The sequence below is a fragment of the Streptomyces sp. NL15-2K genome (assembly GCF_030551255.1).
Classification (GTDB): domain Bacteria; phylum Actinomycetota; class Actinomycetes; order Streptomycetales; family Streptomycetaceae; genus Streptomyces.
Window position 1 is genome coordinate 3,456,136 of the sequence record NZ_CP130630.1, and the last position, 20,535, is coordinate 3,476,670.

General features: G+C 69.1%; 18 protein-coding genes. 9 read left to right on the top strand and 9 right to left on the bottom strand.

The window, feature by feature from the left end:
• Nucleotides 1–93: 93 nt before the first annotated feature.
• Nucleotides 94–1,335 (top strand): pyroglutamyl peptidase, encoded by a 1,242-nt coding sequence (locus Q4V64_RS15190; RefSeq protein WP_124442593.1) that lies wholly within the window; start codon nt 94–96, stop codon nt 1,333–1,335.
• 14 nt (nt 1,336–1,349) lie between these two features.
• Here Q4V64_RS15190 and Q4V64_RS15195 read toward each other — a convergent pair whose 3' ends face one another.
• The 3 genes from Q4V64_RS15195 to Q4V64_RS15205 form a co-directional block, all read right to left on the bottom strand.
• A complete protein-coding gene (locus Q4V64_RS15195; protein WP_124442592.1) occupies nt 1,350–1,817 on the bottom strand; it encodes a MarR family transcriptional regulator in 468 nt (155 codons plus the stop codon).
• A gap of 33 nt (nt 1,818–1,850) precedes the next feature.
• Nucleotides 1,851–2,645, bottom strand: a complete 795-nt coding sequence (locus Q4V64_RS15200; protein ID WP_124442591.1) for an EI24 domain-containing protein — start codon at nt 2,643–2,645, stop codon at nt 1,851–1,853.
• 153 nt (nt 2,646–2,798) lie between these two features.
• Complete coding sequence (locus Q4V64_RS15205; protein WP_124442590.1) at nt 2,799–3,662, bottom strand: hypothetical protein; 864 nt, start codon at nt 3,660–3,662, stop codon at nt 2,799–2,801.
• Nucleotides 3,663–3,847: 185 nt separating this feature from the next.
• Between Q4V64_RS15205 and Q4V64_RS15210 the strand changes: the two genes are divergently transcribed.
• A complete protein-coding gene (locus tag Q4V64_RS15210) occupies nt 3,848–6,484 on the top strand; it encodes a M14 family zinc carboxypeptidase (RefSeq protein ID WP_124442589.1) in 2,637 nt (878 codons plus the stop codon).
• Nucleotides 6,481–7,632, top strand: coding sequence for a serine hydrolase domain-containing protein (locus Q4V64_RS15215; protein WP_124442588.1), 1,152 nt, complete (start codon nt 6,481–6,483; stop codon nt 7,630–7,632). Before Q4V64_RS15210 ends, Q4V64_RS15215 begins: the two co-directional genes overlap by 4 nt.
• Nucleotides 7,633–7,772: 140 nt before the next feature.
• On the opposite strand, the gene Q4V64_RS15220 is transcribed toward Q4V64_RS15215, so the two are convergent.
• Nucleotides 7,773–8,771 carry an NADP-dependent oxidoreductase gene (locus Q4V64_RS15220; protein WP_124442587.1) on the bottom strand — a complete coding sequence of 333 codons (999 nt, stop codon included), beginning with the start codon at nt 8,769–8,771 and terminating at the stop codon, nt 7,773–7,775.
• A gap of 106 nt (nt 8,772–8,877) precedes the next feature.
• Between Q4V64_RS15220 and Q4V64_RS15225 the strand changes: the two genes are divergently transcribed.
• The 3 genes from Q4V64_RS15225 to Q4V64_RS15235 all read left to right on the top strand — a co-directional run bounded on the left by Q4V64_RS15225 (nt 8,878) and on the right by Q4V64_RS15235 (nt 11,652).
• Entirely contained in the window at nt 8,878–9,321 is a 444-nt protein-coding gene (locus Q4V64_RS15225) for a MarR family transcriptional regulator (protein ID WP_124442586.1), read from the top strand.
• Between the two features lie 235 nt (nt 9,322–9,556).
• Entirely contained in the window at nt 9,557–11,020 is a 1,464-nt protein-coding gene (locus tag Q4V64_RS15230) for an NF041680 family putative transposase (RefSeq protein WP_303710017.1), read from the top strand.
• A gap of 38 nt (nt 11,021–11,058) precedes the next feature.
• Nucleotides 11,059–11,652, top strand: coding sequence for a GNAT family N-acetyltransferase (locus tag Q4V64_RS15235; protein ID WP_124442584.1), 594 nt, complete (start codon nt 11,059–11,061; stop codon nt 11,650–11,652).
• On the opposite strand, the gene ltrA is transcribed toward Q4V64_RS15235, so the two are convergent.
• From ltrA to Q4V64_RS15255, 4 genes are all read right to left on the bottom strand, one after another.
• A complete protein-coding gene (ltrA, locus tag Q4V64_RS15240; RefSeq protein ID WP_124442583.1) occupies nt 11,609–12,859 on the bottom strand; it encodes a group II intron reverse transcriptase/maturase in 1,251 nt (416 codons plus the stop codon). The genes Q4V64_RS15235 and ltrA overlap by 44 nt on opposite strands.
• Nucleotides 12,860–13,526: 667 nt before the next feature.
• Nucleotides 13,527–14,243, bottom strand: coding sequence for a class I SAM-dependent methyltransferase (locus Q4V64_RS15245; protein WP_124442582.1), 717 nt, complete (start codon nt 14,241–14,243; stop codon nt 13,527–13,529).
• A 26-nt stretch (nt 14,244–14,269) separates the two neighbouring features.
• On the bottom strand, nt 14,270–15,742 hold the full coding sequence (locus Q4V64_RS15250) for an asparagine synthase-related protein (protein ID WP_172629392.1): 1,473 nt from the start codon (nt 15,740–15,742) through the stop codon (nt 14,270–14,272).
• Nucleotides 15,743–16,215: 473 nt separating this feature from the next.
• On the bottom strand, nt 16,216–16,443 hold the full coding sequence (locus tag Q4V64_RS15255) for a hypothetical protein (RefSeq protein ID WP_303710020.1): 228 nt from the start codon (nt 16,441–16,443) through the stop codon (nt 16,216–16,218).
• Nucleotides 16,444–17,035: 592 nt separating this feature from the next.
• On the opposite strand from Q4V64_RS15255, the gene Q4V64_RS15260 reads away from it, so the two are divergent.
• The 3 genes from Q4V64_RS15260 to Q4V64_RS15270 all read left to right on the top strand — a co-directional run bounded on the left by Q4V64_RS15260 (nt 17,036) and on the right by Q4V64_RS15270 (nt 19,168).
• The gene (locus tag Q4V64_RS15260; protein ID WP_253267202.1) at nt 17,036–17,932 is read left to right on the top strand and encodes a transcriptional regulator; all 897 of its coding nucleotides are present in this window, start codon (nt 17,036–17,038) and stop codon (nt 17,930–17,932) included.
• 200 nt (nt 17,933–18,132) lie between these two features.
• Nucleotides 18,133–18,558 carry an HIT family protein gene (locus Q4V64_RS15265; protein ID WP_124442714.1) on the top strand — a complete coding sequence of 142 codons (426 nt, stop codon included), beginning with the start codon at nt 18,133–18,135 and terminating at the stop codon, nt 18,556–18,558.
• Nucleotides 18,559–18,643: 85 nt separating this feature from the next.
• Nucleotides 18,644–19,168: an ATP-binding protein gene (locus Q4V64_RS15270; RefSeq protein ID WP_124442713.1), complete on the top strand. Its 525-nt coding sequence runs from the start codon at nt 18,644–18,646 to the stop codon at nt 19,166–19,168.
• 132 nt (nt 19,169–19,300) lie between these two features.
• On the opposite strand, the gene Q4V64_RS15275 is transcribed toward Q4V64_RS15270, so the two are convergent.
• The gene (locus Q4V64_RS15275) at nt 19,301–20,446 is read right to left on the bottom strand and encodes a hypothetical protein (RefSeq protein ID WP_253267201.1); all 1,146 of its coding nucleotides are present in this window, start codon (nt 20,444–20,446) and stop codon (nt 19,301–19,303) included.
• Nucleotides 20,447–20,535 lie beyond the last annotated feature (89 nt).

The following is a 20,535-nucleotide window of genomic DNA, read 5'->3' on the forward strand; positions in this document are numbered from 1 at the left end:
CACACCCCATGGCGTAGACCACTTCTGTCACGCGATACTGCCGCCGTTCGGTGTCAGCGCTTCCCCCACGGCGACAGAAGGAACTGAACTGCCTTGTCTTCCATACGCGTTCGGATCGGCGTGCTCGGATTGGTCCTGTTGGCGGGGCTCTCGGCCCCCACGACCCCGGTGGCGGCCGAGACCGCTTCCTCGCCCACGGTGGAGGAGCAGCGGCTCGACAAGGCCGTGCCCCAGGAGATCCTCGGACGTTCCGGATTCGACACCGCCACCGCGGAGTTCGTGCGGGCGCTCGGCACGGCGGACTCCTACGCCGAGGCCCGCCGGGTCGTCGTACGCGAAGGGTCCGCGCTGTGGCGGCGGGCCGTCGACCGGGCGCAGGGGCGGGGGCCGGCGGGCGGGGATCTCAGCCGGGACGACGACCGGCCGCTGTACTGGGCGCGGCTCGCCATGACGCGGGATGTGCGTACCTGGGAGCCGGGGTTCGGGTTGAGTGACGTTCAACGGGCCTCGCTGCTCGATGCGTTGGAGCGGACCTCGCGTGGGCAGACCGCTGTGCGCTATCCGCGGGGCGAGGGGATCAAGCGGATCCTGGTCACCGGGTTCGATCCGTTCACGCTGGACCGGGACATCCGCATCTCCAACCCCTCGGGTGCCACCGCGCTCGCGCTCGACGGCACGGTGATCGAGACCGCGGACGGGCCGGCGCGCGTGGAGACCGTCGTGTTTCCGGTGCGGTGGGAGGACTTCACGGACGGGAGCGTGGAGCGGACTCTGCGGCCGTATCTGAAGAAGGTGGATCTGTTCGCCACCGTCAGCCAGGGGCGCGTGGGCCGGTTCGACGTCGAGCGGACCAACGGGGCCTGGCGGGGCGGCTTCCCGGACAACGACAACGTCAGCAGGACCGAGATCATCCCGGTCACCGAACCGGCCTCGCAGCCGCAGTGGACGACGACGACTCTGCCGTACCGGGAGATCGTGGCCGCGGACACCGGGCGGTTCCCCGTGTACGACAACACGGAGGTGACCGAGATTCCGGCGGGCGGCACCGAGGCCGTCGTACGGCCTGACGGGCCGACGGAAGGGTCGACGGCCCGTCAAGGGGGCGGCGGGAACTATCTCTCCAACGAGATCGCGTACCGGGCGACACTGCTGCGGGACCGGCTGGGGCTGCGGGACTCGCTGCCGGGTGGGCATGTGCACACGCCTGTGCTGCAGTTCGGGGCGGGTAACACCGATCCGGCGAACGGGGCGGTGACCGATCCGGAGTTCGTGCGGAACCGGCTGGACATCATCGGGCAGGTGCGGGCGATCCTGACGGTGGCGGTCGGGGGCTGACCGGCAAGGGGGCGTCACTCCGGCAGGTTGCCGTTGCCGCCCAGGTTGGCGACCATGCAGCGCAGGACATTGATCGTGGTGACGAAGTCGGCCGGGTCAACGCCCTGGTGCGCTCGCTCGTGGACCCCCAGGTTCCGCTCGCGGGCGCGCAGTCGGCCGGCCTCACCCTCCTCGGTCAGCGTCATGCCGTCCGCGTCTTCGGTCATCCAACCGCGGGCTACCAAGTCGTCGTAGACGCCGTCGAAGTCGGTGCCTTGGTCGTCGTAGGTCGTCAGGCGGGCGGTGAGCGTGGCCCGGGTCCAGGTGCCGGGCTTCCCGGCGACGTGGTTGAGCGTCCACCAGTGTGGCTGGGTGAGGTCCTCCACCGCGAGTTGCTCGCGCAGAGCTCCTACCATGCGGCGGCCGGCCTCAGAGCTCCAGAAGCCGATGGGTTGGGCGGCCAGTTCCTCGTGCGAGTACGTCTTGAGCGTCGTGGTCGTCATGTGACGAACGTAGAAGCTCAAGCATGCTTGAGGTCAAGCGTGCACTTCGTCCGAGGTCTCGCCGTCCTCCTCGGCCTCCCTCGTTTCCTCGCCCAGCAGTTCACGCGCCATCAACGTGGCGCCCGCGACCGCCCCCGGCATCAGGAACACCGCCACGAACGGGATCAGGAAGGACACCGCGAGTGGCGTGCCGAAGCCCCAGATCAGGGGCTTGCGGGTGCGGAGGAGGGTGAGGCGGTCGCGGAGTTCGACGCCTCGGCGTTGGAGGGCGACCGAGGTGAGTTCCTGGGTGAGGAAGAAGCCGGTGACGAAGAAGCCGATCACCGGGACGGCCGTCTGGCCGAGGACCGGGATGAAGCCGAGGGCGAAGAGGAGGATGCCCCAGAGGGCGGCGCGTACGAGGACGCGGAGGTTGTCCCGGGCCGAGATCCACAGTTCGCGCCACAGGGGCAGGCGGGACTCGGGGGCGGTGCCGTCCGGGGAGACGTCCCGGTCGACCTTCTCGGAGAGGTTCTCGTAGAAGGGCTGGCCGATCAGGAGGGTGACCGCGGTGAAGGTGAGGACGGACAGGAGGAGCGCCAGGGCGAACAGGACGGCGGTGAGGAAGCCGCGGAAGAGGCCCTGCCAGGGGCTGGACCAGTCGTCGGCGAAGGGGGTTGCCCAGGCGATGAAGTCCGCGCCCCAGAGGGCGAGGGCGATGAGGGCGGCGGCGTAGAGGACGAGGGTGATCAGGCCGGGGAGCAGGCCGAAGCCGTATTGCTTGCCGTGTCGGGCCACCCACTTCTGGCCCTGTACCAAGTAGTTGAAGCCCGCCCCGAGATCGCGCATGGGGGCACTTTACCGTTCCGCCGCGGGGGCTCCGGGGTGGGGTTTTCGCCCCCTCCGCCCCTACCCGTCCCGTTCCTGGGGGCTGCCGCCCCCAGACCCCCGCTGTCGGCCCTGAACGGGCCTCGTCCTCAAACGCCGGACAGGCTGAAAGGCCTACGCCGGCGTCATCGCCACCACGACCCCCTGGTCCGCCGCAGGCGACACCGCCGCCGACACCCGTACCGCCGCCTCCCTCGCCACCCGCCCCGCCCGGGACGCCGTCGCCAGCAGCATGGGCTGGAGCTGTTCCAGGCCCGCCACCACCAGCTCCTCCCCCGCGATCAGCACCGGGCGGGCCGCCTTCGTCGTCGCCGCTGCCGCCTCCGTGAGGTCGGCCAGTGGAGCGAGCGTCGCCCGGAGCGCGCCCGCGCCGGCCGTGGCCGCGCGCTCCGCCAGGGCCACCTGGAGCGGCATCAGCGGGGCCAGCGCGGCCGTCAGGGCGTCGGCGATGCGGTGGAGTTCGGGGGACGACTCGCGCAGTACCTCTGCGGCCTCCCGGATCACCGGAGTGAGCGCGAGGAGCGCGCCCGCGGCCACGCCCGCCGTGGCGGGCAGCAGCGGTGACGTCGCCTCGACCAGGTCGCCGAGCGCCGCCGCGAACTCCTCGACGGCGGGCTCCACGGCGTCCAGGACCGGCAGCAGGCTGTCGCCCAGCGCCGCCAGCAGCGCCTGGGCCGGCTCGCTCACCGGATGCACCGCGAGCGGCGCCCCGCTCGTGCCGAGGCGCTTCAGCGTGTCGATGATCCGGTAGAACGCCTCCTGGGCCTGCGGGGACGCGCTCGCCTCGGCCAGTTCCGCGGTCGTCTCGCGCAGCACGCGCAGCGCCTCGCTGCCCGAACCGTCCCGTGGATCGAAGGTGTTGAGGGCGATTCTCGTGATGTTCCCAGCCGTGTCGAGCAGTTGACCGGTGATGTCGGTGGTGGTGCGGGCCATGCGCAGTACGTCGTCCCTGCTGGGGAGCGAAGGGATCGTTGCCACGGGCTCTCTCCTCGCCTCACACGCCGCCGCCGCGGTTGGTGTTCCTCTGGCCTCAGCATGCCCCGTTCGAACCCGCCGGGATGCGCCATCCGGGGCATCAACGACACCAAGTCCCTCTTGTTGCGGTTGAGTCGAACAGGTACACCTCGCCGTACCGATCTCAGGAAGCCCCGGAGGAGGTACGCGTGCGCACCACGAGAACCGTTCCTGCGAGACCCGTTCTGATCGCCGCCCTCGCCGTCAGCACGGCGGGTTCACTGCTCCTCACCCCCCACACCGCCGGCGCCGACCCCCGGCCCCCCGTCACCCGGGAGGGCCCCGCCCTCGACCGGCACGCCGCCGCGCAGGCACCCGCGAGCGCCGCCCAGCGAGCCCTCACCGCCCCGACCGCCGACCTCACGGACACCGCCGGCACCGGGCGCGGCTATCCGCGCGAGCAGGTGCTGACCCCCGACCCGGTGAACCCCGCCGACAAGTCGATCAAGCTGGGCCTGACCCCGTACCACGCCATCGCGCCGAAGCTGAACGCCCTGCAGCGGCTCGGCGAGCGGGTGAGCGTCGAGGTCGCGGGTCGTTCGGCCGGCGGGCACCGGCTGTACCTCGTCACCGTCACCGCCCCGGAGAGCGCCCGCCAGACCCGCGCCCAGGAGGGGATGCGCGAGCTGATCGAGAACGCGCCGGCCCGGGCCGCCAAGGACCCCGCGATCAAGGCGGGTTACAAGACGCCCGTCTTCGTCAACAACAACATCCACGGCAACGAGTGGGAGGGCACCGACGCCTCCCTGAAGCTCATCGAGCGGCTCGCGACCGCCGACGACCACAAGACGCGCGACCTCCTCTCCCACAGCCGCCTCTACTTCAACATCACCGCCAATCCGGACGGCCGTATCGCCGGCACCCGCGCCAATGCGGGCGGCTTCGACATGAACCGGGACTTCGTCACCGCCTCGCAGCCCGAGGTGCGCGCGATGCGGCAGATCGAGATCGACAAGCAGCCGGCCGTCATGCTCGACCTGCACGGTTACGTCAACGGCACGCTCATCGAGCCCACCACTCCCCCGCACGGCGAGAACTACGAGTACGACCTCTTCCTCAAGAACACCTACGCCAACGCGCTCGGCATGGAGACGGCCGTCAACGGCCTCGGCTACACGCCCGCGAAGGACGGCGTGCAGCCCGCGCAGATCCCGTTCCGGGACCAGGAGGAGGGCTGGGACGACTGGCCGCCGATCTTCACCCCGCAGTACGCGGCCTTCCACGGCACGGTCGCCGCGCACACGGTGGAGATCCCCCTGGCGGTCAACAACGCCGCCTACAACAGCCTCCCGGAGGCCGAACTGCGCCGCCGGTCCGCGATCAACGTGGACGTGGCGGGCGCCGCCATCGACGCCACCCTCGACTTCGTCCGCACCCACCGCGCCTCCCTCGTCGCCGACCAGATCGAGGTCTTCCGGCGCGGGGCGGCGGGCGCGGCGCAGGTGCCGGTGTCGGAGGAGACCGTCCCCGGCGTCCCGGGCATCGGCCCCGAGGACGTCTACACCGCGGACTTCCCGCGCGCGTACGTCATCCCGGCCAGTGCCAGTACCGGTACCGGTACCGGTACTCCGGCCGGAACCGGCAGCGGTGGCTCCCAGCGCTCCGCCACCGCCGCCGCCCGTCTCGTCGACCACCTCCTCGCCAACGACGTCCGCGTCACCCGCGCGACCCACGCCTTCCGGCTCGCCGGACGGACGTACGCGAAGGGCTCGTACGTAGTCGACATGCGCCAGCCCAAACGGGGGCTCGCGAACGTGTTGCTGGCCGACGGGCGGGACATCAGCGACAAGGTCTCCGTGATGTACGACATCTCGGGCTGGAGTCTGGGCCGCCTGTGGGGCGCGACGGTGGAGCCGGTGACGTCCGGGAGCCTGTACGGCGCGCCGCTGCGGGCGATTGACAAGGCCACGGACGTCGGTTACGTCGCCCCGCGGGGTGACCTCCGGCTGCGGCTCGACGACCCGCAGGAGATCGCGGCGCTGAACTCCCTTCTCCAGCAAGGTGTTCCGGTACGGCGGGCCGCCGACGGAAGCGCGATCGTGCCGGGATCGGCGCGGTCCCGCGCGGCGGCGGCGGCCCGGACGTACGACGTCGCCTTCGACGCGACGAGGGCGACCGGCGGCACCGAGCTGCGCCGCCTGCGCGTGGCCGCGGCCGTCACGCCGGGTGAGCTGTTCGCGCTGCGGGAGATGAACTTCGAGGTCACTCCGGTCTCGACGGCCGTACTGAACGCGGGCTTCGACTGGTCGACGGTGGATGTGCTGTTCGTGTCGGCGGGGTTGGATCACGGCGCCCTGAACACGGCTGCCCGCTCTGCCCTGGACGCGTTCCTCGAGGCCGGCCACGGTCTCGTCGGGCGGGGAACCACGGGGGCGGACCTCAACGCGGCGACCGGGCTGCTGGCCGCGAAGCCGGTCGAGGGCAACGGGGACGCCAATGGTGTGGTGCGCGTGGCGAATTCGGGTCCGGTCACGGCCGGGGCGCCGGACCACGGGTTCGTCTACGCGCCCGTCTGGTTCACCGACCTCGGGCCCGGGGTCCGGGTGGAGCAGTCGTACGCGACCGGGAACCCGCTCGTCTCGGGGCACTGGCGGCCGTCGCAGGACGGCTCGGGCGGTCCCGCGCGGGCCGCGGGGCAGGCCTCGGTCGTCAGCGGCCGGCAGGCCGTCCTGTTCGGTACCGAGCCTCTCTTCCGTGACCATCCCAAGGGGCAATTCGCGCAGGTCGCACGAGCCTTGTTTACAGTGGCACCCGCGAACAGCGGTACAGGTGAGGAGAGCGGATGACGCAAGAGATCCACGGCACCGTCGCGGACGGGTTCGAGGCGGTACGGGAGGAGTTCGCCGCGTTCGTGGCCGGGGAACGGCCCGATTACGAGGGGCAGTTGTGTGCGTATGTGCACGGCCGCAAAGTCGTCGACCTGTGGGCGGGCGACGGCGTGGCCGCCGACTCCCTCTACGGCGTCTTCTCGTCGACCAAGGGTGCCGCACACCTCGTGGCCGCGCTTCTCGTGCAGGACGGGACGCTCGAGCTGGACCGCAAAGTCACGTACTACTGGCCGGAGTTCGGGGCCGAGGGCAAGGGCGCGCTGACCCTGCGCGACCTGATCTCGCACCGGGCGGGGCTGATCGGGATCGATGCCGGGTTCACCCCGGACGAACTGGCCGACGACCGCGCCGTCGCCGAACGGCTGGCGGACCAGCGCCCGTTCTGGCGTCCGGGCACGGCGTTCGGCTATCACGCGCTCACCCTCGGCGCGCTCATGGGTGAGGTCGTACGGCGTGCCACCGGCCATACGCTCCAGGAGGTGTACGAGGAGCGGATCCGCGCCCCGTACGGGCTGGACTTCTTCCTCGGGCTGCCCGAGGCGCTGGAGACCCGCTTCCGGTCCGTGCAGCCGATGGCGCCGACCGCGGAGCAGCAGGCCGTGCTGGACTCGGTGCCGCAGGGGCCGCACACGCTCGCCTCGATCGCGTTCAACACGCATGTGCCGGAGCCGGGTGAGCTGGTGGATCACGCCAACTCCCGTACCGTGCGCGCCAAGGGCCCGGCGTCGGCGGGCGGGGTCGCCGCCGCTCGCGGGCTCGCCGGGATGTACGCGGCGGCGATCAGCGAGGTGGACGGGCGTCCGCCGCTGCTGAAGCCGGACACGGTCGCCGAGGTGGGACAGATCCACTCGATCGGCTACGACCTGGTGGCCCGCACGCACCGGTCGTTCGGGCTCGGTTTCCAGGCCACGGCCGACGCCTGGTACCCGTTCCTGGGCGCCGGGACGTTCGGGCACAGCGGCGCCGGCGGGTCACAGGCCTTCGCGGACCCGCGCGGCGGGCTGGCGTACGGCTACACGCGGCGGCGGTGTGCGTTTCCGGGCGGGGCGGCGCCGGAGAACGAGCGGTTGGTGAGGGCGGTGCACAGCGCTGCGTCGGCGAGCTGATCGACGTACGACGCCGTCACAGTCGTACGACTCACCGTCGTACGACTCACCGTCGTACGGCAAGAGGCCGCACCCCACGTCCAGGGGTGCGGCCTCCGTCGTAAGCAACGAACGCGGTCAGCAGGACGTCACGGTCCCGCTCACAGTTTGACGATCATCTTTCCGGTGTTGTCGCCGCGCAGGACGCCGAGGAACGCCTCCAGGTTGTTCTCGATGCCCTCGACGACCGTCTCGCGGTACTTGAGCGCGCCCGAGGCGACCCAGGGGCCGACCTCCTGGACGAACTGCGGCTGGAGGTCGTAGTGGTCGCCGACGAGGAAGCCCTCGATGCGGCCACGGGTCTGGAGGAGGCGGACGAGGTTCCTCGGGCCGGGGGCGGGCTCGGTGTCGTTGTAGACGGAGATCATTCCGCAGATGGCGATACGGCCGTCGCGGTTGAGCCGGCCGATGGCGGCCTCCAGGTGGTCGCCGCCCACGTTGTCGAAGTAGATGTCGATTCCGTCGGGGGCGGACTCGCGCAGCTGCTCGCTCACGGAGCCGTTCTTGTAGTTGAAGGCGGCGTCGAAGCCGTACTCCTCGACGAGGAGCTTGACCTTCTCCTCGGAGCCGGCGGAGCCGATGACCCGCGAGGCGCCCTTGAGCTTGGCGATCTGGCCGACCTGGCTGCCGACGGCGCCCGCCGCGCCCGAGACGAAGACGGAGTCGCCCTCCTTGAAGGAGGCGGTGCGCGTCAGGCCGGCGTAGGCGGTGAGGCCGGTCATGCCGAGGACGCCGAGGTACGTCGACAGCGGCGCGGCGTCCGGGTCCACCTTCACGGCGTTCTTGGCGTCCAGGGCGGCGTACTCGCGCCAGCCGAGGAAGTGCAGGACGTGGTCACCGACGGCCAGTCCCTCGGCGTTGGAGGCGACGACCTCGCCGACGGCGCCGCCCTGCATGGCCTTGCCGAGCTCGAAGGGGGCGACGTAGGACTTGGCGTCACTCATTCGGCCGCGCATGTACGGGTCGACGGAGAGGTACTTGTTCCGCACCAGCACCTGACCCTCACGCGGCGTCGGGACCTCTGCCTCGACCAGGGCGAAGTCCTCGGGCTTCGGCCAGCCGACGGGACGGCTGAGCAGGTGCCATTCGCGGTTGAGCATGATGGTGCCTTTCCATTTACTTCAGTTAGCCAAGTTACTTCATTATCTGAAACAACGATGCCTCTGAATATTTCATGCTGTCAAGTAACCGGATACCCTGGATGCCATGGCCACACCCGAAAAGACCCGCCGCCCCGACGCGCTGACCATGGAGGTCCTGGAACTCATCGGTGACGTCGTGGCGCGCTTCTACGAGGACTACGAGGACGCGGCGGCCGAGCACGCGCTGACCGGCGCGCAGGCGCGACTGCTGAGCCTGCTGTCGCTGGAGCCGCTGCCGATGCGGAAGCTGGCGCAGAAGCTGAAGTGCGAGCCGTCGAACGTGACCGGGATCGTGGACCGGCTGGAGTCCCGGGGCCTGGTGGAGCGACGCGCGGCCCCGGCGGACCGCCGCGTGAAGGTGGCCGCAGTGACGGAAGAGGGGCGCCGGGTGGCCCGGGAGCTGCGCGAGGGGCTGCGCTTCGCGCGGGAGCCGCTCGCGGGGTTGTCCGAGGGGGAGCGGCTGGCATTGCGGGATTTGTTGCGGCGGATGGTGGGGGCGGCCGCTTAGCGCTACTTCTACGCAGGTCAGCGCATGATTTGCGTTCCGCTGGCGTCCGTGTTTGTGCAGGGGAAATCCGTGGGTGTTGCCGTCGCGACTGCCTTCAGCTTGTCATTTAAGGTCTGGCGTCGAACGCGACTCGAACTTGACCAGCGTTTCCGCAGTTCAGCGGACGTGAAGGCGGCCTTCGTCTGATCCTGTGCTCCGTCACAGAGGCAGAGGAACCAGCGCGAAGGCCGTGGTCGTGAGTTTGGGGTATCAGGGCGTCCTGCGGGATGCGTTTGCGGACGTGTCATGCTTCCGGGCGGAGTTGTACGCGTGTCTGACCGCGCGGGGCGACGCGCTGTTCGAGCTATGCGATGCGTTGTTGTGCACGGACGGGCCGGTGCGGACGCTGGTCGACCTGGCGCTCGCGCCGGAACACCGCCGCGGTCACGGTGCCCTCTACAGCGGCCTCAACGACGGACGGATCGACGTGGCCCGGCTTCGTCGCGCGCTGGCTGGGGCGCCGTTGCCGAGGGCTGCGGACGGCCGGATTGTGCTGGCTGCAGACGTCTCGCCGTGGCTGCGGCCGGACGCCAACGCCTGCCCTGACCGGTCCTTCTGCCACACCTTCGGCCGAGGTGAGGGCAAGCACCAGATGATCCCGGGCTGGCCGTACTCGATCGTCGCCGCGCTGGAGACCGGTCGGACGTCGTGGACGGCAGTGCTGGACGCGGTCCGCCTGGAGCCAGGCGCGGACGTCGCCGCAGTGACCACGGTCCAGATCCGCGGGCTGGTCGAGCGGCTCATCGCCGCCGAGCAGTGGAAGCCGGGCGATCCGGAGGTCCTGGTCGTGCTGGACGCCGGATACGACGTCCCCCGGATCGCCCACCTGCTGCACGACCTGCCCGTCGAGATCCTCGGCCGGCTCCGCTCCGACCGTGTGATGCGCCGGCCCACACCACCGAGGGTCTACGACCCCAAGGGCGGCCGACCGCCCAAGCACGGCGGCGAGTTCGTCTTCGGCGACCCCACCACCTGGGGCACCGAGCAGGCCGTGACCGTCACAGACACCCGCCTCTACGGCAAAGCGACCGCGCAGGCGTGGGACCGGCTGCACCCGAGGCTGACCCGGCGGGCGGCCTGGCTCGACCACGACGGACCGCTGCCCATCATCGAGGGCACCGTCATCCGTCTGACCGTGGAGAAGCTGCCCAGTGGCGGGGTGAACAAGCCGGTCTGGCTGTGGTGGTCGGGCACCGCCGCCACCGCGAACGACGTCAACCGCTGTTGGCAGTCCTTCCTCCGCCGCTTCGATCTCGAGCACACGTTCCGCCTGTTCAAGCAGACACTCGGGTGGACCAGGCCCAGGCTCCGCAGTTCGGAGGCGGCCGACCGGTGGACATGGCTGGTGATCGCCGCCTATGCCCAGCTCCGGCTCGCCCGGTCACTGGCCACCGATCTCCGGCGGCCCTGGGAGAAGCCGGCCGAGCCGAACAAGCTGACGCCCGCCCGGGTCCGCAGGGGGTTCAGAAACCTGCGTGTGAAGACCGGCTCCCCGGCCGGTGCACCGAAACCGTCCCGTCCCGGCCCCGGTCGACCGCTCGGTTCGAAGAATCGCCACCCAGCCACCCGGCACGACGTGGGACGTGTCCTCGCCACCGGCGAGGCATACAGCCGCCCCGCACACCACAAGAAGGGAACCAAGCCCCGCCGAAACCAATAGGCGAGCACCAACCGCCCATACGCTGCCACGATGCACCCATGAACGTCGAGAACCTCAGCGGGCTTCAAGTGGACCGCGCGGACCCATCGGACTGGGCCGCGTTAGCCAAGATCGATTCCGTCGCGGCAGCAGGCGACCACACACGACGGGACAACATCCGGCACTGGTGCGAACAGGGTGCGGTCCTCATGGCCCGAGACTCATCCGGACCCTTGGGTTACAGCGTGCTGGAGTACAGCTTCTTCGAGCAGGGCTTCGTCACCATGCTGATGGTCACCCCCAGCGCCCGCCGACGAGGTGTGGGCGCACGTCTCCTCACGGCCGTCGAGACCGTATGCACCACCACGAAGCTGTTCACATCAACCAACGTCTCCAACCACCCCATGCAGCAACTACTACAACGCGCCAGCTGGCACCCGGTCGGTCTGCTCCACGGCCTCGACGAGGGAGATCCCGAACTCTTCTACCTCTGCCCGAGCACTCGACTCCGCGACGCCACAGCCACCGGAGGGTCGGGTGGCCCGGGGGAATCGCCCCCCCGGGCTCCCACGGAACGAAGCGTGAAAGTCTCCCGTCACTCCGCTCTTCTCATCGAGCCCACACGAACTCGCGGTCCCACGTCCAATGCTTGAAGAGGCCCGGTGCTCGCTGCACGAGCCCGGTCCACCATGCACGGAAGCGTTTGTAGCCCCGCAGCCGTTTGTACTTCTTCCGCGCCCATCGCATCAGGTAGGTGTTGATGCGTCGCAGGAGGGGATACAACTGCGACCGGTAGAACCGGCCGTAGTACGTCATCCAGCCCGACACGACTGGATTGATCCAGTCGGCGAGCTCGATGAGTTCGAGTCTGGTGCGCCGGTGAATGCGCCATTCGCGGACCTGCTGGCCCATGGCTTTGAGGGCCTCCGGACTGACCGCGGGCAGGAACGACGTGAATGCTTTGCCGTCCGGATATCGGGCCTTCCGAGGGGCGAACGTATACCCAAGGAACTTGAACGACGTGTGCTCGGCAGAGCCTCGCCGTCTGCTGTCCTTGCAGTAGACGAGCTTGGTCTTGTCGGGATGCAGCCGCAGCCCGACTTCCTCCATCCTCGCTTCGAGCGCCGCCCATACCTGCCTGGCTTGACGCTCGGTCACGCAGTGCACCACCGCATCATCCGCATAGCGTTCGAGGTCCACCGACGGGAACTCCCGTGCCAGGAACTGGTCGAACGCGTAGTGCATGAAGAGGTTGGCGAGCACGGGCGAGACCGCCGACCCCTGAGGGGTCCCCCGGTCCCGTTCTTGAAGGGTTCCGTCAGATAGCTGAAGCGGTGCAACAAGCCACCGCTTCACATAGAGCACTACCCAACGCTGGTCGGTGTTCGCCTCCACGGCCTTGACCATGAGGGCGTGATCCACAGAATCGAAGAACTTCTGGACATCGAGGTCCAGGACCCAGTCCTTCTTCCAGCACCGCTGTCGGCACCGTTCGACCGCCTGCAGCGCCGACCGCCTGGGCCGATACCCATAGGAGTCGTCATGGAAGATCGACTCCGTCCTGGGCTCCAGCGTCAGAGCGACCACCGTCTGAGCGATTCGGTCGGCCACAGTGGGCACCCCGAGGATTCTCGTTCCTCCGGGTTTGGGGATCTCGACCGCCTTCACCGGTGGCGGGAAGTACGTTCCCGAGGACATCCGGTTCCAGATCTTGTACAGGTTTCCCCGCAAGTCCTTCTCGAAGTCTTCGATCGAGCACTCATCCACTCCGGCCGCACCCTTGTTGGCCTTGACTCTCTCGTATGCCTCCCACACCAGTCGCTTCGAAATGGCGAACGGCTTGTCCGCCGGACCTGACATGCTCACCCGCTTCCTCCCGGAGAACGTCCGGTTGTTCGCGCGAACAGATCATCAATGAGCCGGCCCCTTCGCTCCACCCCGATTACCGGAGCTTCATCACTACTACGAGCCGGTCCGCCAGCATGTGCCGCATCGGTACTCAACGCCTCACGGTTTCCGCCGCCCGGCGCGCTCCCTCTCGCCAACTCGCCTCTCTGAGGCAGAGTTGGCCGTATCGACACTCGCCTTCCCACGTTCCATGCAGAAGCCGCAGACCGGACTCGCGCCGCCTCAATGCCGGACACCGCCTGGCCAATAGACGGGACCCCGCCAGGCTCATCCCGGCGCCCTTTAACCGCCCCGGTTTTGATGTCAGCTACTTGTTTCGACACTTCGTCAGCGGTTCGCTTTCGCTCGCCTTTCCGGTCCCCACCTGACGCCTCTTGGACGCCTTTTTCCTCAACGCTCACCACGACGGTCTTCAGCCAACGCAGCTTGAGGTGGTTTGACGCCTCCCCCCGCAGGGCGACGCCGAAGGGCCACAAAACCTTCATCATCTGCACAGCACCGCATCAAGTGGGTCTACCTACATCAACCTCACTCTCTGCGCTCGTGGCGCACTTAAACAACAAGCTCAGGGGCTCGGAGGCATGGAGGTCACGCCCTGCGCTGTTTTTCGCACCGCCGGTCATCTCCGGGTGTACCGGGCCACCGTGTACGCGGTCGAGCCGGTGAGCCCTGCGCCTGTGCCGTCGAGCATGTCCAGGACTTCGAAGCCAGCACCGTTCGCGTAACGCTCCAGCTCGCGGGGAAACAGGACACGCCTGCGGATCTTGTCCTGGGCCTCGTCCCCCGAGGGGAGCACCCAGTGCCGGTGCATGGTGTTGATCTGCGTCCGCAGGTCCCACTCATGTCGGACGGTGACCGTGGCGGGTCCCCGGGGGGTGTCAACCGTGGCGGTGGTCGGCTCGGTGCGGGTGATCGGGGCGACAGGGGAGCACAGTACGAGCAGCGCGCCCGGCCCGGCATGGGCCGCGAACGTGGCGAAGACTTGGCCAATCTCCTCGTTGTCGTGCACGTAAGCCAGGCTGTTGCCCATACAGGTCACCACGTCCAGGCGCTTGCCGAGTCGTGCCGTGCGCATGTCCCCGGTGCGGATGTCCAGCCCCGGCCGGGCCTGGTGGGCGTAGCCGACAATGCCTGGCTGGAGATCCACGCCGATGCACTCGAAGCGCTTGGCCAGGATCTCCAGATCCCGGCCGGTGCCGCATCCGAAATCAACCAGAGTCCGGGCGTCGGGCCTGTGCAACTCGATCAGGGTCTGGCACATTCCGGCGCTCGAGCTGTCGGACTGGACCACGTCGCAGAGCGCCGGATCGCGGTAGAGGAGGTTTGTGGCTTCCACGTTCTCGGCTTCCGTGTTGGGGCTGGTCAGATGAGGCTTCGCAGTCCGACCTCCAGGGCGAGCACATCGCACAGCAGGTCAGGGACGACCGAGGCGGCATCGGCTTCCTTGCGCGCCTGAGCGAGAGCCTTCCCGTCAACGTAGCCGAGGTCCACCAGGACTGATTCCTTCATCATGTCGTCCAACACGGGCAGGCCGTAGGAACGCAGCCCTTTCTCCAAGACGGCCAGGAAGTTCTCCGGCTCCGCCGGCGCCGCCACCCACTCGGGCAGGCCCGCCCGCCTGATCCGCTCGCGGAACAGCGCCTTGCCGCGCTTGTGCTCATGCGGTAGCTGCTCCATGAACCGCACGATCCGTGGGTGCGCGAGCGGGCTCACCGGCCAGATTCCGGCCCGGAGGAATCCGGGGTTGTGCATCCCGAACGCCATCAAGGTCGGTACGGGCAGTACAGGGATGGGCGCCAGGTGCTCGTTCACCTCGATGAGCCCTCGGGCTGCCCTGGCTCCGAGCCACGGTACGGGTTCGGGAATCGGCAGTTCGGCCCGCGTCCTGGAGTGGTAGGCGTTGATCTCGTCCCCGCCGCTGCCCGTGAACATGACCTCGCACCGCCGGGCAGCTGCCTGCTCGCGTACGACATCAAACGCCTCCTGATAGAAGGCTCCCGCCGGATCGTGCGGCTTGTGCAGAGCGCGCACGCCTCCGGGGCAGAAGGGTGCGTGCTGCATGGCGGGGGTGGCCGTGTCTCGGAAGCCGCAGTGCTCCACAAAGGCCCTGCGCCGCTCGCGCTGCGGCCTGCCGGTACTCCCTCCCACCAGCAATCCGAAGCTGTATACCTCGGGGAAGCGGGCTGCCATCACGGCCAGGGCGACGTTCCCGGAGTCCGCGCCGCCGGACAGCTCGACGCCCACGCACTCGGTTGCCGTCGAGATCTCACGGACCACGTCGGTCAGCAACTCGTCCAGAGCAGCGAGTGGATCAACTCCGGGCCGGAGCGGACGCGGCTCAAGTACGTGTTCGGCAGGCTCCGGGTAGTGGATGCTGAGTCCCGAGCAGGTGAACGTGGCCGCTGCCCGCTCCGTGAGGCGGTAGACGCCTTCGAAAAGCGTTTCGGACGTGTAGCGGTGCTGCCGCGTCAGCGTTCGGGCGACGACTCGCGGCACGAGCCGGTCAACCCGTAAGTGCGATCGCAGCGCCATCAGGTCCCATGAGGCGTACAGCTCGCCAGCCTTCTCTACCAGGTACAGCGGGGCTGTGCCGAAGACACCTGCCGTCAGACAGGCTTGCTCAGGCTCCATGGCGAGTGCGATGAAATCCGCCTCGTCCCGCTTCCACTCCTTCACGCGGACCCGCACGCACGGCGCCTGGTCGTCATTGACCTCCATGACCAACGGCGACACGTTCGCGGGCTCGATCCAGCTCTCGCCGTTGATCCAACGGCCGCCCTGTGATCTCCACTTGGGGTCCTGGAGATCGGACAAGCGCAGACGCATCGACAGCATGTCGTCCCTTTCCGATGTCGTGCGGCGGGGCGGGGCCGCGAACGACCCCGCCCCGCCTGGGGTCAGTCCTGGATCACTTGCTGCAGTGGTCGCCGTTGTTGTCGCCACCGCCCGGCATCTTGTCGAGCAGCGCGGCCTCGACGGCCGGGACGCCGGTGACCAGGTCGCCGGTGAACAACTCGTCCACGTTCATCGTTTTCTCCCTTACGGTTTTCAGTGGACTCCGCGGCGGATGCTGCGGAGTTGGACCCGTCCGGCTGCCGGACCCTTGCGAAGAAGGCAACCGGACGGGGTGCCCACCGCTTCCGACGGCGGGCCCTCCCTCGTCACATGTGGGGAGCCTGGATGCGTGACGGGGAGGAGTCAGGTGGGTGTGGATGCGGCGGCCACGCCCAGGACGAAGCCGACCGATCCCGTGATGGTGATGATCAGGAGCGGTCCGGCGTAGCGGCCGACGACTGCGGCTAACCGGTTCACAGCCGCTCTCCACGGCTGCGCTCGTTGACCTCGCGTACTGCGGCGCTCAGCCTCGCCGCCCCATCCTCAGGCGTGGCACTGCGGTGCTGCGGGCAGCGACACGGCGAGAACCGATTCGAACCCGGCGGCAGGTCCGCGCCCTCGTAGGTGTCGATCCTCAACACCCCGTCCATGCCCCGCTCCTCAGTCATCCGGGCCAGACGGGCCCGCGCTTCACTTCTCATCCCTCAGCCCCTCAGACGACGGCTGCGGCGAGGACTCGCCGTCCCCTGCTACCTCTACGCAACCGCACGACCACGCACAGCGGTACCGTTGCCGCAGCGCCAGGACTTGAAAGCCTTGAAAGTTCGTAAAGGCAGTGGGAGTTGAGGGCATGGCCACGCGTGAACCGAATGCGGCGCTCGGGCGCCTACTCGCCGAGAGCCGTTGGACTCACCGCCAGTTCGCGCGGGCGGTGAACCGCGTCGGTACGGAGACTGGAATCCCTCTGCGTTACGACGAGTCGGCGGTGAGCCACTGGCTCGGCGGCACCGTCCCCCGCGGTGCGGTGCGCGCATGCATCCTTGAAGCCCTCTCCCGCCGCCTCGGCCGCCCCGTCACCCACGCCGAAGCCGGACTGCCCGTTCCACGCGATCGCTCCTCCGTGGCTGCGGATACCGTGGAAGGGGTGATCGACCTGGGAGGCTGGATATGGACCCGTCCCGCCGCAGTGTCCTGGGTCTCGGCCTGTTCTCCGTGGCCGTCACCATTCCCGGCTGGCCTGATGTGGTTGGGCGTGCCGATGCCATTCAGTCCGGCCGCACGACACGCATCAGCATGAACGAGGTGGACATGGTCGTCGCCATGACAGAGCGTGTCTCGGAGCTGGACGACGAGTTCGGCGGACGTCACGCACGCCCCATGGCGGCCTCGTTCATGGTCAACACCGTGGCCTCCTACCTGCGCGCCGACGCGTCCGAGGACGTACGCAAGGCGATGCTGTCCGCCGCCTCGGACCTGCTCTACCTGACCGGCTACATGGCCGTGGACGAAGGGCTGCACGGTCTCGCGCAGCGCTACTACGTCATGGCTCTGGAACTGGCGGGCGCGGCGGAGGACCACCTGACGTACTGCACCACCCTGCGAGGGATGAGCGTCCAGGCAGTCGACCTCCACCACGGGACGAAGGCCATGGAACTGGCCGATGCCGCTGCCGCCGCCTCCCCGAAAGCCGGCCCTCGGATGCTGGCCTTCCTCGTCGGCCAGCAGGCGCACGCCGCCGCGCAGACCGGCGACCGTACGGGCGCGCTGCGCTACATCCGCGAGGCAGAGGCGGCAATGGACCGTGCTGAGTCACGCGGCAAGGCGTTCGGCTCCTACGACCCCTCCTCGCTCAACTACCACGTCAGCCAGGTACGTTACGAACTCGGCGACAAGGCCGGAGCCGTCGAAGCCATGCAACAAGCGGACCGGCTCCGCCCCAGCGCGTACCAGCGCACACGAGTACATCGTCGTGGCCTGCTGGCAGAGCGGCAGCTGGAACTCGGCCACCTGGAAGCGGCCTGCACCACCTGGCACCAGGCCCTCGACGACTACCCCAAGGTGCAGTCCGGCCGCGCCGACGAGCGCGTGAAGGCGATGTTCGGTCTCTTGCGCCCCCATCTGAAGAACGCAACAGCCCGCGACCTGTACGACCGAGCACTGATGATCGCGCCACCGTCGCTGGTCACCTGATCCCCGTCGCACCTTCAAGCTCAGCCACAGAAAGTCAGCCACGACGGCGGATGCGGCGCGCTGGGTCCTCAACGCCTGGACCGCTCGAGCTGTCCGAGGGCCTGAAAACTGAGTGCTCTGAGTGGCAGGGCCTGCCACACTCCGCGATATGGCCTCTCTCAGGGGCCGAGTCATGTGCGGCGTGCATGGAAGGTTTCCGGGTGAGTGAGTGTCCCTTCTGCATGATCGGTCGAGGGGAGATCGATGCGGATCTGGTCGCGTACTGTTCGCGAAATGTCTTCGTCATCCCCACTCTCATGCAGCGGGAGAACAACCCTGGTCACACTCTGGTGCTGCCGCTCGCCCATGTGACCGCCCTGCATGCAGCACCACGTGACCTCTTGCAGGAAGTCTTCGAGGTCATCGCGAGGGTGTCGTCTGCAGTGAAGATCGCCTACCAAGCTGTCGGAAGCACGATCACGCAGAACAACGACATCCCCGGCCAGGTGCTTCACCACTTGCACGTACACGTCGTTCCGCGCTTCGACGGAGACGAATTCCAGATGCCTGATCCGCAGGTGTCCGAAGCACCACGGGACGTGCGGCTCAAGCGAGCCTCCCTGTTGCGGCGGTCATTGGAGCTCTGACGAGGGGCGGGGTCGCGACACGGCCCCGGCGATCTCGGCAGAGAAAGCAGTTGTCCTCTGCGTGGCTTCGGTGAACGATCCGGGCGTGACCACGTTGTTTCTGACAGTCGGCCTGCCGGGGGCAGGGAAGACCACCAGGGCTCGGCAACTGGCCAAGGAGCACAGCGCGCTGCGGCTGACGCCTGATGAGTGGATGATTCCGCTGTTCGGTGATCCGCAGCCGGCCGGGAAGCGCGATGTCCTGGAAGGACGGCTGCTCTCGCTTGCTCTGGAGGCACTGAGGCTCGGAACCAACGTGGTCCTGGACTTCGGATGCTGGTCTCGTGACGAGAGGTCCGCGATCCGCTGGCTGGTGGAGTCTGTGGGCGCGTCCTGTCACGTCGTGTACGTGCCGGTGGACCATGAGACCCAACGCGCTCGGATCGCCCATCGCCAGTCGACCACTCCCGATCAGACCTTCGCGATGAGCGAGGCGGACCTCTTGCGCTGGAGGACGCTGTTCGAGGAGCCCGACGCCGCGGAACTCGAGGGGCACGAAATCGGCGGTCCGCCTCCTGGTTGGCCGGGCTGGCTCGAATGGGCGGCCGATCGGTGGCCGTCTCTCACCTGACTGTCCGGCCCCACCTGTTGGCCCTGGCGCCAACCCAGTGATTGGCAGATCTGTTCCACCGGCACGGCCACCTCGCCGCTGGACGCCTGGCTCATCGGATCCGCCCGGGCCGGCGGTTGAGGATCGCCGCCCTTACGCGCACCACCACAGGAACCGGTTGCACGTCTCCGACGGCGACGGCTCAGGGGTCGGGTCCGGCTTCGGTGGCCTGGTCGTGGGGGCCGGGTCCCTGGGCGGGGTCGTCGCGCCCGGGGTCGTGGGGGACGTGTCCGGAGTGGTGCCGGTGGGTGTCGGCCGGGGGTCCTTGGTGGGCTTGTCCTCGTCCTTGTCGTCCTTCGAGGACGTCGAAGGTGACGGGGACGTCGACGCGCCGGGGGAAGGGCTCGAGCCCCTGCCCGGCGTGTCGTCCTGCGGCCCCGCCGTCTCGCCCGCCTCCCCCGACGCCGCGCCTTCCGCCGAGTCGCCTCCGGCCGCCGCCGGCTTCGGGGCCTTGCCCGGCGCGTCCATGCCGAGTTCCGCGAGGCTCAGTCCGCCGGCGGCCAGGACGAAGCCCGCGGTGATCAGCAGGGTCCGGCGGCGACGGCGTCGGTGCGCCGCGGCTTTGCGATCGCGACGGCTCGCACCGGCTGCGGGACCGTCGAGTTCGTCCTCGTCGTCCGGGACGTCGGTGAGGTCGTCGTAGCCCTCGGGCCCCCCGGGAGCGCCGGCGGTCCGGCCGCCACGCCCTCGCGCGCGTCGGCGCGCGGCCCGACCGCCCGATGGCTCCGCCGCCACCTCGACCCGACCTACGGTCGCACCGGCCGCAGCCGCACCGCCTCGGCCTTCGCCGCCCTCGCGCTCTCCCTCGTCCTGGTACGAGGCGACCTCGTGACCGTCCCCGTGGACCGCGCTCGCCGCGCCGCCGCCCTCGTACGCGCCCGCGTGGCCACTGACCGGGGCCTCGCTCCGGAACACGTCCGCCTGCGCGTCGCTCGCACTCCCGCCGGCGTACGCACCCGCAGGGCCGTCACCCGCACCCTCACCGCCGTACGCACCCGCGTGAGCGTCACCCGCACCCCCGGCCGCGTACGCACCCGCAGGGCCGTCACCCGCACCCTCACCGCCATACGCCCCGGCGTGACCGTCGCCCGCGTACCCGCCGCCGTACGCCCCCTCGGCCCCGTACGCGTCATACGGCCCGGCACCGCCACCAACCGCGCCCACGCCCCCGCCCGTACCCGTCTGCGCCGCCTCCGCGTGCGCGGACGCCGCGTACGCGCGGATCTCTTCGACCGACACGCCGCACCCCGGGCAGGCCAGGGCGCCATTGAGGTGCCGTCGGCACGGGTGGCAGTAGTCCATGACGCGGGAAGAGTAAGTTCCTCGCA

Coding starts and splice junctions, on each gene's coding strand:
- Q4V64_RS15225 (WP_124442586.1), top strand. CDS start 8,878: ATGGCCACACCCGAAAAGACCCGCCGCCCCGACGCGCTGACCATGGAG.
- Q4V64_RS15215 (WP_124442588.1), top strand. CDS start 6,481: ATGACGCAAGAGATCCACGGCACCGTCGCGGACGGGTTCGAGGCGGTA.
- Q4V64_RS15260 (WP_253267202.1), top strand. CDS start 17,036: ATGAACGAGGTGGACATGGTCGTCGCCATGACAGAGCGTGTCTCGGAG.
- Q4V64_RS15235 (WP_124442584.1), top strand. CDS start 11,059: ATGAACGTCGAGAACCTCAGCGGGCTTCAAGTGGACCGCGCGGACCCA.
- Q4V64_RS15250 (WP_172629392.1), bottom strand. CDS start 15,742: ATGCTGTCGATGCGTCTGCGCTTGTCCGATCTCCAGGACCCCAAGTGG.
- Q4V64_RS15255 (WP_303710020.1), bottom strand. CDS start 16,443: ATGAGAAGTGAAGCGCGGGCCCGTCTGGCCCGGATGACTGAGGAGCGG.
- Q4V64_RS15220 (WP_124442587.1), bottom strand. CDS start 8,771: ATGCTCAACCGCGAATGGCACCTGCTCAGCCGTCCCGTCGGCTGGCCG.
- ltrA (WP_124442583.1), bottom strand. CDS start 12,859: ATGTCAGGTCCGGCGGACAAGCCGTTCGCCATTTCGAAGCGACTGGTG.
- Q4V64_RS15195 (WP_124442592.1), bottom strand. CDS start 1,817: ATGACGACCACGACGCTCAAGACGTACTCGCACGAGGAACTGGCCGCC.
- Q4V64_RS15200 (WP_124442591.1), bottom strand. CDS start 2,645: ATGCGCGATCTCGGGGCGGGCTTCAACTACTTGGTACAGGGCCAGAAG.